This is a genomic window from Paracoccaceae bacterium (genome assembly GCA_019454225.1).
In the GTDB taxonomy this organism is placed as follows: domain Bacteria; phylum Pseudomonadota; class Alphaproteobacteria; order Rhodobacterales; family Rhodobacteraceae.
The window spans coordinates 1,051,495-1,064,234 of sequence record CP075370.1 but is presented as its reverse complement, the minus strand read 5'-3'; the positions used below and the strand labels follow the sequence as shown (position 1 = coordinate 1,064,234).

Below are 12,740 nucleotides of genomic sequence, written 5' to 3'. Positions count from 1 at the left end.
CATCCTGATGCGCGAAGGATTCGCGCGGATGGTTGCCGCCGCCGACCCAGGCCGGAACCCTGCATGAAGCGGATCGCGCATGGAGATGATGGAGCGGCTAGCGAAGGAACGGCGCGCGCGCATGGCGGCCGAGCGGCTGCTCGAACAGAAAAGCCGCGAACTGTTCGCCGCGAATGAAAAGCTCGCGATGCACGCCCGGTCGCTGTCGGATCAGGTTGTTGCCACCCGTGACCTGGCGCGCGCCGCGCAATCCGAGGCCGCTGCGCTGAAGGGCCAGAATTCGCGATTCCTGCACGAGCTTGAGACGGCGCATACCACGGCCGTGATGGCCGAACGCCGACTGCGCGACTCGATCGACGCGATCCGTGACGGGTTTGCGGTGTTCGATGCCGATCTGCGCCTCGTGGTTGCCAATCGTGCCTATCTGACGGCCTTCGAGGGCCACGATGTCGGCCCTGGCACCGAATACCGCGATATCCTGCGGCTGGTGGCCGAGGCCCGGCTGATCGACATCGGCGATGTCGGGGTCGATGCGTGGGTTGCCGACAATCTCGCGCGTTGGGATACGGACCCGATTCCTCCGAAGGTCGTGCAGTTCGCCAACGGCGCCTGGGTGCGGCTGGTCGATCGCCGCGCCCGCGACGGCGACATTGTCAGCCTCGCGCTGAACATCACCGACCAGATGCGGATCTACGCCGCGATCGAGGCCATCCCCGACGGCTTCGTCCTTTTTGACCGGGAAAGCAGGATCATCATGGCCAACCAGCAATACAAGCAATCGGTACCCGGCATTGCCGAGATCGTCCTGCCGGGCAACACGCTGGAACAGGTGCTGCGCCGCGGCCTCGTCATGGGCGCCTATGCCGAGGCGGTGGGACGTGAGGACGACTGGCTGGCCGAGCGTCTGGCCTATCACGCCCGCGCCGAGGGCGAGATGACGGTTCGCACCTCGGACGGCCGCTGGATCCGCATGATCGACCGGCCCACGCCCGACGGCGGCCGGGTCGGCCTGCGGGTCGACATCACCGGCGACCGCGAGCATGAGGCCGCACTGACGGCGGCGCGGGAGGCGGCAGAGGCCGCGAACCGCGCGAAATCCGCCTTCCTCGCCAACATGAGCCACGAGATCCGGACGCCGATGAACGGCGTCGTGGGGATGGCCGAACTCCTCTGCGACACCGCCCTCTCGGAGGAGCAGCGCCTGTTCGCCGAAACCATCCGGTCGTCGGGCGAGGCGCTGCTCGTCATCATCAACGACATTCTCGACTATTCGAAGATCGAGGCCGAGCGACTGACGCTCTACCCCGAACCCTTCGACCTTGAGCGTACGATCCACGAGGTTGCGATGCTGCTGCAACCCAAGGCGCGTGCCAAGGGCATCGACCTGATCGTCGATTTCGACATGTTCCTGCCCACCCGCTACGTCGGCGACCCGGGCCGCCTGCGGCAAGTGCTGACCAATCTGGTCGGCAATGCGGTGAAGTTCACCGAGACCGGCCACGTCCTGATCCGCGTCGTCGGAATCGAGACCGGGCCTGGACAGCAGCAATTGCATGTCACCGTCGAGGATACCGGAATCGGTATTCCGCCGGACCAGCTTGACCGCATCTTCGGCGAGTTCGTGCAGGTCGATACCGAGGCGAACCGCCGGTTCGAGGGCACCGGTCTGGGACTTGCCATCACCCGCCGCCTGATCGAGCGAATGGACGGCGCGGTCTGGGTGGACAGCGAACCCGGCAAGGGGTCGTGCTTCGGCTTCCGCCTGTCGCTACCGGCGGCGGAGGGTGAGCCTGCCGACATCGCCCGGGCTCCGGTAACGCTGCGTCGCGCGCTCATCGTGGATGACCAGTTCATCAACCGCACCATCCTTGAACGCCAGTTGCTGACATGCGGCATGACGGTTGCGGTGTGCCGCTCGGGCGCCGAGGCGCTTGCCCTGGTCGCACAGGACAGGAACTTCGATGTCGTCGTGACCGATCACGAGATGCCCGAGATCGATGGGGTCACGCTGGCTTCCCGTCTGTCCGACGCGGGGCTGACCGCGCCCGTGGTGCTGCTGTCGTCCAACCCTGCCGCGGCCCGGGAACGGGAAGGCGCGGCCGGGTTGGCCGCGATCCTGCAGAAGCCGGTCTTGCGGTCCGAGCTTTACCGGCGACTGCAGTCGCTTTCGGCCGCACTGGTCGATGAAGCGGCACCTCCCCCCGCCGCGCCACCAGCCGCCGCGTCGCTGCGCCGGATGCGCGTGCTTTCGGCAGAAGACAATCGGACGAACCAGCTCGTATTCCGCAAGATGGTCCGGGATTGCGAGATCGATCTGACCTTTGCCGACAACGGGCGCGAGGCTGTGGCGATGTGGCGCGATCTGGCCCCCGACCTGATATTCATGGACATCTCGATGCCCGAGATGGACGGACGCGAGGCGGCACGCGCGATACGCGCGGCCGAGGCGGCACGGGGCGGCCGGCCGGTGCCGATTGTCGCGCTGACCGCGCACGCGATGGATGGCGACGCCGCCGGAATACTCGCCGCCGGGATCGATCGCTACATGACGAAACCACTGCGCCGCACCGCGATCATCGAGATGCTGGAAGCCTATCGCCCCGCCGATACGCTGCCGCTGGGAGGGCAGGCCGCAGGCGCTGAAAGCGCGATTGCCTAGGGTCCGCCGCTCCGTTGCGCTTGGACAACGGAGCGGCGTTGCGATCCTCGCAGGCCGCCGTGCCTGCGGCGATCAGCCTGCATCGTCCAGAACCTTCAGGAATGCCGCGCCGAAACGTTCCACCTTCTGCTCGCCCATCCCCGGCACCCGGGCAAGATCCGACAGCGTGCCGGGCCGTCGCTCGGCAATGGCGCGCAGCGTCGCATGGGTGCAGGACAGATACTTGCCAGTGCCATCCTCGCCCCGCGCCAGCCGCAGCTGAACCTCGGCCAGACGGTCAAAGACATCGCCCGCCGGCCGCCCGGCCAGGCGCAGCCGCGCGGGATGCGGGCGCGTGGTCCCGGTCCCGGTGATCACCTCCAGGAACGCACTGCCATAGCTTTCCAGCTTCTTCGCGCCGACCCCGGTGATGCCTGCCATGTCGTCGAGCGTCCTGGGCCGCCGTTCGGCCATCTCGATTAGCGTGCGGTCGGGAAAGACCACATAGGCCGGAACGCCTGCCGCCTCGGCCAATGCGCGCCGTCTGGCCTTCAGCGCTGACAGCAGGGGCGCATCTTCGTCGGCAACCTGCGCACGCGGGGCGGGCCGGTCGCTGGCTTCTTCGACGGTATCGCTGCGCAGGGTCACCTGCGCCTCGCCGCGCAGGACAGGACGCGCCGTCTCGGTCATCCGCAGCGCGCCATGGCGATCGGGGTCGGGGCGCAGCAGGTCAAGCCCCATCATCTGCCGGAACACCGCGCCCCAGGCCGGTTTCGACAGGTCGCGGCCGACGGCGAATGTCGGCAACTGATCATGCCCGCGTTCGCGGACCTTGGCCGTCGCCGCCCCGGTCAGCACGTCGATCAGATGCCCGGCACCGAACCACTCTCCGGTGCGCAGCACCGCCGACAGGGCCTTGCGCACCGCCTCTGTCCCGTCGAACAGGATTGCTGGACGATCGCAAAGATCGCAGTTGCCGCAGGGTTCGGGGCTTTCCCCGAAATAGCCCAGCAGGACCTGGCGACGGCAGCGCGTGGCCTCGGCCAGACCAAGCAGCGCGTTCAGCCGCGCATGGTCGGCCGCCTTGCGATCGGGCGGGGCGGCGCCCTCGTCAATCTGGCTGCGGCGCAGGCGAATGTCATCCGCGCCGTAGAGCGTCAGCGTCTCCGCCGCCGCGCCGTCGCGGCCTGCGCGCCCGATTTCCTGATAATATCCTTCGATCGACTTCGGCAGGTCAGCATGTGCCACCCAGCGGATGTCCGGCTTGTCGATCCCCATCCCGAAGGCGACGGTGGCCACCACGATCAGCCCGTCATCGCGCTGGAATGCGGTTTCCACGCGCCGCCGCTCCTCCGCCTCAAGGCCCGCATGATAGGCCAATGCACTGTGCCCCGCTTCGCGCAACGCGGCAGACAGCGTTTCGGTCTTGGCGCGCGTCCCGCAGTAGACGATGCCGGACTGGCCACGCCGCGCGGCGGCAAACCGCAGGATCTGGTCGCGGGGCGCGGACTTCACGGCAAAGGCCAGATGGATGTTCGGCCGGTCGAAACCGCGCAGGAACATCTGGGGCTCGCGTCCGCCGAACAGCCGGTCGACGATCTCGGCCCGGGTATCCTCGTCGGCGGTGGCGGTAAAGGCCGACAGGGGCACAGCCAGCGTCCGCCGCAGCTCGCCGATGCGCAGGTAGTCGGGGCGGAAATCATGGCCCCACTGGCTGACGCAATGCGCTTCGTCCACGGCAATCGCACTTACCCCGGCGCGGCGCAGCATCGACGTCGTCGCGGGCATGCCCAGCCGCTCGGGCGCAAGGTACAGAAGCTTCAGCCGGCGCGCGTCAAGGGCCGCGAATACCTCATCCGTCTCGGCCTCGGTGTTGCCCGAAGTCAGAGCGCCCGCCTCGACCCCGGCGGCACGCAGCGCGCGGACCTGATCGCGCATCAGTGCGATCAGCGGCGAGATCACCACCGTCACGCCGTCGCGTGCCAGGGCAGGCAGTTGGAAACACAGCGATTTGCCCCCCCCGGTGGGCATGATCGCCAGAACGTCGCGCCCCGCGCCCACGGCCTCGGCAATCTCGGCCTGTCCCGGCCGGAAACTGTCGAATCCGAAGACACTGCGCAACAGGTCGGCCAAGGGACCCTCCGCGATGGCGTGCTGCTCCATCTGGGCGGATCGCGGTTAATCGCCGATGAACGTCAAAGGAAGAATCCGGCGTTGTTGACCAGAACGATGCGCAACCCGATGATCGCGATCAGCACGACGAGCGGCGCGAAATCGATCCCGCCCATCACGGGCAGAACCGATCGGACGCGGGAATAGAACGGCTCCAGCACCCGGTTCAACCCATCCCACAACTGTGCCACAAGCGGCTGGCGAAGGTTCAGCACCTGGAAATTGATCAGCCATGACATGATGATATGCGCGATGATGATCCATTGCGCGATATCGAGGATCAAGAGCAGGATCTGATAGATCGAGGTCACCTTGGTCATCCCTTCGCATTCTGCTGCGCCAGAGGTAGCGGCAGGAGGCGCGCAGGGCAACCCGCGTTCCGCCGCGTTGTCCTTGACGCGGCGCGCAGGGCGGGGCACCCCGCCGCGCAAAGGAGTCCGCGATGTATCCCTTCCTGCGAATGGGGCTTGAGCTTTGGCAGCATCGCCGCGCCGCCCCGCTGCCGATCCTCGGCACCCACCTGTCGACGCACACCTGCCTGCCCTGGGATCTTGATCCGTGGAAGGAACTCAACAACGGGCGCACGCTGACGCTTTATGACCTCGGGCGGATTCCGCTGGGGCAGCGCACCGGCCTGCACAAGGTGCTGATGCAGAACCGCTGGGGCATGACCGTGGCCGGCAACAGCACGCGGTATCGGCGCAGGGTGCGGCTGTTCGACCGGTTGACGATGGTGACGCGCTGCATCGGCTGGGACGAGCGTTTCATCTACATGGAACAGTCGATGTGGAAGGGCGATGACTGCACCAGCCACATCCTGATCCGGTCGGCGGTTACCTCGGTCGAGGGGATCGTGGCGCCCGGGCGCGTTCTGGCCGCACTGGGCCAGCCCACCGAGAGCCCGCCGCTGCCCGACTGGGTGCAGGCCTGGATCGCCGCAGATGCCCTGCGCCCCTGGCCGCCCGTGCGACCCTGACATCCCGACGGCCGGGAACTTGACGGAAACGCCCTTTCGGCTGGGGAGCCGCGCGGGCAGCGCTTGCGCGGCGTACGGGTTTCGGGCTTGATCCCGCAACGTGACCGGGGGGGGTGGGGGCATGACGACCGAACGGCGGCGCATCTGGGGCTGGTGGTTCTTCGACTGGGCCAGCCAGCCCTACAACACGCTTCTTCTGACCTTCATCTTCGGCCCCTACATCACCGAGATCCTCGGCGACGGCAGCCGTGCACAGGCGGTCTGGGGCTACGGCATCGGGGCAGCGGGCCTGATGATCGCGGTGTTCTCGCCGCTGCTGGGGTCGATCGCCGACAAGGCGGGCGGGCGCATGCGGTTCATCTGGCTGTTTTCGCTGATGTATGTCGTCGGGGCCTGGGGGCTCTGGTATGCCGCACCGGGTGATTTCAACCTGACGCTCATCATGCTGTCGTTCTGCATCGGCCTGATCGGCATGGAGTTCGCCACCACCTTCACCAATGCCATGATGCCCGACCTCGCCCCACCCGAGGACATGGGGCGCATGTCGGGCTCTGGCTGGGCGTTTGGCTATCTTGGCGGAATGGTCGCGTTGATCCTGATGCTGACGCTGCTGGCCGAGAACAAGTCGGGCGTCACCCTGATCGGCATCCCGCCGATCCTTGGACTCGACCCCGAGACCCGCGAAGGCACGCGGTCGGTCGGGCCGCTGACGGCGATCTGGTACGCCGTGTTCATGATCCCCTTCTTCCTTTGGGTGCGCGAACCGCGGAAACCGGGCGCCATGAGCGTGCGCGCCGCCGCCGCAACGGCATGGCCCGACCTCAAGGCAAACCTGATCGCCCTGCCCGCGCAGCGGTCGCTGTTCAGCTACCTGATGTCCTCCATGTTCTACCGTGACGCACTGAACGGGATCTATGTGTTCGGCGGCATCTATGCCGCAGGCGTCCTGGGATGGAGTGCGATCGACCTTGGCATATTCGGCATCCTCGGCACGATCACTGGCGCCCTCTTTGCCTGGCTCGGTGGCAAGGCCGACAGCCGCTTCGGACCGAAGCCGGTGATCGTAGTCACGGTGCTGGCGCTGACGCTGACGACCATCGGCATCGTCTTCGTGTCGCGCGAGTCGGTGATGGGCCTGCCAGTCGGCCCGGACTCGCGCCTGCCTGACATCGGCTTCTATGTTCTGGGCGCGTTGATCGGCGCAGCGGGCGGCGCGATGCAGTCGGCCAGCCGTACGATGATGGTGCGCCAGGCCGACCCCGGACGGATGACCGAGGCCTTCGGGCTGTACGCGCTGACCGGCAAGGCCACATCGTTCCTCGCACCCCTGTCCATCGGCATCGTGACCGACATCACCGGCAGCCAGCAGCTTGGCATCATGCCCATCGTCGTGCTTTTCGTGATTGGCCTTGCATTGCTGATCTGGGTTAAACCGGAGGGAGACCGGAAACCGGCATGACGATACGGAGGCAGGGATGAAGTTACTCCTCGCAGCGCTGGCGATCCTTGCCACCACGGGCATGGCCGAGGCGCAGCAGAAGGCAAACCAGCTGTTCGGCGCGCACAAGGCGGCATCGCGGCAGGCACCGATGCCCGTGGGCAGCTATGCCAAGGGATGCGGCGCAGGCCATGTTCAGCTGCCCGAGACTGGCCCGACCTGGCAGGCGATGCGGCTGTCGCGCAACCGCAACTGGGGCCAGCCGATCATGATCGAATATCTCCAGGATCTCAGCAGGACGGCCGCCGAGATCGGGTTCGGCAAGGGCCTGTACATCGGCGACATCAGCCAGCCACGCGGCGGCCCGATGACCAGCGGACATGCCAGCCACCAGATCGGGCTGGACGCCGACGTCTGGATGCTGCCGCCACAGCGGCTGAACCTGACACGCGCCGAGCGCGAAAAGATCGGATCCATACCGGTACGGTCGGCCGACCAGCGTTCGGTTACCTCGAACTGGTCGGCGCGCCATCACGCCCTGATGCGCGCCGCCGCCAGTGACAGCCGGGTTGACCGCATCTTCGTGGCGGCGGCGGTGAAGATCGAGATGTGCAAGTCCGCCACCGCGCGCGACAAGTCGTGGCTGCAGAAAATCCGTCCAGTCGCGGGGCATGACACGCATTTCCACGTGCGGCTCAAATGCCCGCCCGGCGCGCGCGCGTGCCAGACCCAGACTCCGACGGTCAGCGAGTTGTCGAAGGGCGGAAACGGCTGCGACGACACGCTGATGTGGTGGGTGACGGACTACCTGAACCCGCCGAAACCCACCAAGAAACCAAAAGATCCCGCGCCCCGCGCACGCCATCCACGCGATTTCACCATGGCCGACCTGCCCGACCAATGCGCCGACGTGCTGGCCTCGCGCTGATCGCGGGGGGATTGGCGGTGCTGGCACTCCGGGGTGGCGCCACCGCTGCGCCGCCGCCCGGCTATCTTGGGGCCTTCCGCTGGCGGATGGACGACCCGCGTTTCGGCGGTCTTTCGGCGATCCATGTCTATCCCGGCGGCACGCGATTTGTCGTCGTGTCCGATCGCGGTTCCTATTCCGAAGGGCGCCTGATCCGGGACGCGGCCGGCCGCATAGAGCGGATCGAGGCCGCTCGCTTCAGCCTGTTGCGTGGCGCCGGCGAGGAGCCGCTTGCCGAGGGCCGCAACGACAGTGAGGGCCTGGCCATCGCGCGGGATGGCACCGCCTATGTCAGCTTCGAGGGCCAGGGCGCCGCCCGGGTGCTGCGTTATTCCCGTCTCGATGGCCCCGCCGAGAACCTGCCGGTTCATCCCGATTTCCGATGCATGCAACTCAACTCTGCGCTCGAGGCGCTCGCGATCGGGCCGGACGGCGCGCTCTACACCCTGCCCGAACGGTCCGGTGCCCTGACGCGACCCTTTCCCGTCTACCGCTTCCGGCGCGGCGCCTGGGATCGCCCGTTCTCGCTGCCCCGCCGTGGTGCCTTCCTGCCGGTCGCTGCCGACGTCGGTCCCGACGGCCGGTTCTACCTTCTGGAACGCGATTTCCGCGGCATTTCCGGGTTTGCCAGCCGCCTGCGGCGTTTCGATCTTGCGGGTGGGCAGGAGGTGACGCTTTTCGAAACGCCCCTTGGCCTGCACGACAATCTGGAAGGGCTTTCGGTCTGGCGGGATGGCAGAGCGCGCCTGGTGGCCACGCTGGTCTCGGATGACAACTTCCGCTTCTTCCAGCGGACCGAAATCATCGAATACGCGCTGCCCGATTGACAGGGCGCGTCGGGGCGCATAGACGCCCCCGTCCCGCATCGGCGGGGCCAAGTCTCCGGTCACCTTGTCAAAACGGAATACATCGATGCGCCTGCTGCTTCCCGTCCTCGCGATGGCCTCCGTCGTGGTGGCGTCCAACATTCTCGTCCAGCACCTGTTCGGTCAGTGGCTCACCTGGGGGGCCTTTACCTATCCCTTCGCATTTCTCGTCACCGATCTGACGAACCGTTTCTACGGTCCCGGCCCCGCGCGCCGCGTGGTGCTGGCGGGTTTTGCGGTGGGCGTGGCCTGTTCCTTCATCGGCACGCAGATCGAGGGAGAGTTCGGCCCGCTCGTCACCTTCCGCGTGGCCCTGGCCTCTGGCCTGGCCTTCCTCTCAGCCCAACTGCTGGATGTGGCGGTGTTCCATCGGCTGCGTGGCGCGGCCTGGTGGCGGGCGCCGCTGGTCTCAACTCTGGTGGGTGCCACGGTCGACACCGCCATCTTCTTCTCGCTGGCCTTTGCCGCAGTCCTTGCCTTCCTCGAACCCGGCAACGACGTGGCCTGGGCCAACGAAGTGCTACCGTTTCTTGGGCTTGGCCCCGAGGTGCCGCTGTGGGTGTCGCTGGCTGCGGCGGACTGGGGCGTGAAGGTCGGGCTGGCGCTTGTGGCGCTTTTGCCGTTTCGCTGGGCAGTTGGCCGATGGCAGGCAAGGGTAGCGTGAAAGTTTTTGACAAACACAAAATCTGTGTCAGGCTTCCCCTATCGGCAACCATTTTGAAAGGAGGTGATCCAGTGTCTAGAGTGATATTGGAGAGAGGTGTCGGGACAGTCGGGAGGGTGATCTTCTAGGGGCAGCCCCCTGGAACGATGATCTCCGATTGGGCTTGAGACCTAACTGGCCCATCTCCTTGGAACTCGGAAGGGGTTGCCGATCAGGCAGCCCCTTCTCCGTTTCCGGCAAACAAGGCCACCAGTTTTGCCGCCTCGCGGTCGATGTCATGACGCGCCAGCACGCGCGCCCGCGCCGCCGCGCCCATGGCTTCCAGCCGCTCCGGCGCGGTCGCCGCCAGACTGTCGATCGCGGTCGCAAGCGCGTCCGCATCCCCTGCGGGCACCAGCCAGCCGGTCTCACCCGGCACGACCAGTTCAGGGACACCGGCAATCGCGGTGGCAATCACCGGTCGGCCCGCTGCCATCGCTTCCATGATCACCACGGGCAAGCCCTCGGCAAAGGACGGCACGATCAATGCGTGCGCCTGCGCCAGCGCCGCATGCACCCCGGGTTCGTCCTGCCAGCCGGCAAAGACCACGCGGTCGGCGATCCCGGCCTCGGCCACGGCGTGCGCCAGCTGCCCTCGCAGTGGCCCGTCACCCACCAGGGTCAGCCGAAGTCCCGGGTGGCGCGGCACGGCCTTCGCCAGTGCCTGCACCAGCAGACCGAACCCCTTCTGCGCGGCCAGTCGCCCGATTGCCACAAGATGCGGTCCGCCCGCAGGCAAGAGCACCGGGGTGGGGAAGGCTGCAACCTCGATCCCGCAATGAACCACGCGCAGCCGGTCCCAGCGTTCGGGCGCGGTCCACCGGAACAACTGGCTGCGACCAAAGCTGGAAATCGCCACGACAAAATCCGCTCGGTTGCATTTCTCCGGCAGCGAAAGCGCGCGGGGGGCATCGAACTCCTCCGGGCCGTGGACCGTGAAGCTCCATGCCGGGCCGCCGAGAGCGTGCGCCAGCATGGCAACCGTGGCCGAGTTGGTGCCAAAATGCGCGTGAAGCCGCGTGATGCCCAGCGTTCGGCAGCGACGCGCGACGAACGCCGCCTCTGCCAGATAGATCATGTGGCGCAGTCGTCCGCCCGTGCCGTCGCCCCCACCCGCCCCCCGTGCGCCGCAACGCAGCGCAAGTCGCAGGGCCGCCGCGAACCGCCCGGGTCGCAGCGTCGCGTCCAGCAGGGCTGCGGCTATCGCCCAGCGGCCGCCCTCCAGCACGTGCTCGGTGCGCGCGTCCTCGGCGATGTCCTGCGCATCTTTCAGGTTCGCGCGGTCCGATCGCATGGCAAAGCGGTGCACGACCAGCCCGGCACGTTCCAAGGCTGCGATCTCGCGGCGGATGAAACTGTGCGACGCACGGGGGTAGGTGTTGATCAGATAGGCTATGGTCACGCGCGGCCACCCTTCGGATTTCCTGCTATTGCCCGGGAATCGGGCGGTTTCAAGGGCAGGTAGGGGCACGATCGGACCGCAGGTTGACCCAGGCGGGTCACATCCATAGGGTCACGCCGCACCGGAGCACCGCATGACCGACACGCCATCCATCGAGGGGCCAGGCCTTTTCGCCCGTGCGATGCGCGGATCGGCCATCACTGCGGCCAGCTACATCACCGCGCAGGCACTGCGTTTGGGGTCGAACCTGATCCTGACGCGGCTGCTGTTTCCCGAAGCCTTCGGCCTCATGGCGCTTGTGACCGTGGTGGTGGTGGGTCTGCAGATGTTTTCAGACACCGGCGTCGGTCCCGCCATCGCCCGCAGCCCCCGCGGCGACGATCCGGATTTCCTGAACACCGCCTGGACAATCCAGGTGGTGCGGGGCGTGCTGATCTGGTTGGCGGCGACCGTGGTGGCCGTTCCCTTCGCCGCTTTCTACGAGGCGCCGCAATTGTCGCAACTGTTGCCCGTCGCGGCCCTGTCGCTGGTCATCGCGGGCTTCAACCCGACCCGAATCGAAACCGCAAACCGCCATCTTGTGCTGGGGCGGATGATGACGCTCGACCTCGCAAGCCAGGCGCTCGGCATTGCGGTGATGGTCGTGCTGGCGTGGATCACGGGGTCGGTCTGGGCGCTTGTCTGGGGCAGCGTCGCGGGGGCGCTGGCAAAGCTGGCGCTGATGTCGGCGTTCCTGCCCGGCGCCTCCAACCGCTTCCACTGGGATCCGGCGGCTGGGCGCGAACTGCTGGGGTTCGGCAAGTGGATATTCCTGTCCACGATCTGCGGATTTGCCGTGGCGCAGGGCGACCGGCTGATCCTCGGGGCCTATCTGACGCTGGAACAGCTTGGCATCTACAACATCGGATATTTCCTGGCCTCGTTTCCCTGGCTTCTGGGCGGGGCGGTGGCAACCAAGATCATGATCCCCCTGTATCGGGACCATCCGCCAGGGGCCAAGGCGGCCAATGCCGCGCGGGTGCGCCGCCTGCGCGCCGGGCTGACCGCCGTGCTGATGGTTCTGCTGTCCGTGCTGGCCATCGGCGGCGTGCCGCTGGTTGGCTTCCTCTACAGCGATGCCTATGCACAGGCCGGTGCCATACTGTGCCTTGTGGCCTGCGTTCAGATGCCGGTGATCATCGGGCTGACCTATGATCAGGCCGCGCTCGCAGCCGGCGATTCGCGCCGGTTCTTTGCGCTGCTGCTGGTCAAGGCCGTGGTCCAGACCACCGCCTTCATCCTCGGTGCGGAATGGGCCGGGTTGACTGGCGCCCTCATCGGGCAGGGGCTGGCGCTGACGGCCGTCCATGTTCCGAACGCCTGGCTTGCGCATCGCCATGGCGTCTGGGACGGTCGGCATGATGCGGTTGCCGCCACCTTTGCCGCAGCCATCATCATCATTGCCTATGTGGTGAACGCCGGGGCGATTTCGGCCATCGGCTGACCGGGCGGGCGGTTCGGCAGGGGTTGCGTCGGGCGCGTCATGACGTGCATGTGGGGGCCGAAAACGGGGCTGCGGCCTGCGGAAGAAGGACACAT

Annotated in this window: 10 protein-coding genes; 7 read left to right on the top strand and 3 right to left on the bottom strand. The window is 67.0% G+C overall.

Annotated elements, in window-relative coordinates; all coding sequences use genetic code 11:
• The first annotated feature begins 79 nt into the window (after positions 1 to 79).
• Positions 80 to 2,659, top strand: a complete 2,580-nt coding sequence (locus KF887_05000) for a response regulator (protein QYK42481.1) — start codon at positions 80 to 82, stop codon at positions 2,657 to 2,659.
• A 72-nt stretch (positions 2,660 to 2,731) separates the two neighbouring features.
• On the opposite strand, the gene recQ is transcribed toward KF887_05000, so the two are convergent.
• Positions 2,732 to 4,801 (bottom strand): DNA helicase RecQ, encoded by a 2,070-nt coding sequence (gene recQ, locus KF887_04995; GenBank protein ID QYK42480.1) that lies wholly within the window; start codon positions 4,799 to 4,801, stop codon positions 2,732 to 2,734.
• A gap of 32 nt (positions 4,802 to 4,833) precedes the next feature.
• A complete protein-coding gene (locus KF887_04990) occupies positions 4,834 to 5,121 on the bottom strand; it encodes a YggT family protein (GenBank protein QYK43441.1) in 288 nt (95 codons plus the stop codon).
• A 131-nt stretch (positions 5,122 to 5,252) separates the two neighbouring features.
• Between KF887_04990 and KF887_04985 the strand changes: the two genes are divergently transcribed.
• From KF887_04985 to KF887_04965, 5 genes are all read left to right on the top strand, one after another.
• Positions 5,253 to 5,786, top strand: a complete 534-nt coding sequence (locus KF887_04985; GenBank protein QYK42479.1) for an acyl-CoA thioesterase — start codon at positions 5,253 to 5,255, stop codon at positions 5,784 to 5,786.
• A 121-nt stretch (positions 5,787 to 5,907) separates the two neighbouring features.
• On the top strand, positions 5,908 to 7,245 hold the full coding sequence (locus KF887_04980; GenBank protein QYK42478.1) for an MFS transporter: 1,338 nt from the start codon (positions 5,908 to 5,910) through the stop codon (positions 7,243 to 7,245).
• Between the two features lie 16 nt (positions 7,246 to 7,261).
• Positions 7,262 to 8,152 (top strand): penicillin-insensitive murein endopeptidase, encoded by an 891-nt coding sequence (gene mepA / locus KF887_04975; GenBank protein QYK42477.1) that lies wholly within the window; start codon positions 7,262 to 7,264, stop codon positions 8,150 to 8,152.
• Entirely contained in the window at positions 8,125 to 9,018 is an 894-nt protein-coding gene (locus KF887_04970; GenBank protein QYK42476.1) for an esterase-like activity of phytase family protein, read from the top strand. Before mepA ends, KF887_04970 begins: the two co-directional genes overlap by 28 nt.
• 85 nt (positions 9,019 to 9,103) lie before the next feature.
• Positions 9,104 to 9,721, top strand: a complete 618-nt coding sequence (locus tag KF887_04965) for a queuosine precursor transporter (protein QYK42475.1) — start codon at positions 9,104 to 9,106, stop codon at positions 9,719 to 9,721.
• Between the two features lie 211 nt (positions 9,722 to 9,932).
• Here KF887_04965 and KF887_04960 read toward each other — a convergent pair whose 3' ends face one another.
• Positions 9,933 to 11,162 carry a glycosyltransferase family 4 protein gene (locus KF887_04960; protein QYK42474.1) on the bottom strand — a complete coding sequence of 410 codons (1,230 nt, stop codon included), beginning with the start codon at positions 11,160 to 11,162 and terminating at the stop codon, positions 9,933 to 9,935.
• A gap of 133 nt (positions 11,163 to 11,295) precedes the next feature.
• Between KF887_04960 and KF887_04955 the strand changes: the two genes are divergently transcribed.
• Positions 11,296 to 12,645, top strand: coding sequence for an oligosaccharide flippase family protein (locus KF887_04955; protein QYK42473.1), 1,350 nt, complete (start codon positions 11,296 to 11,298; stop codon positions 12,643 to 12,645).
• Positions 12,646 to 12,740 lie beyond the last annotated feature (95 nt).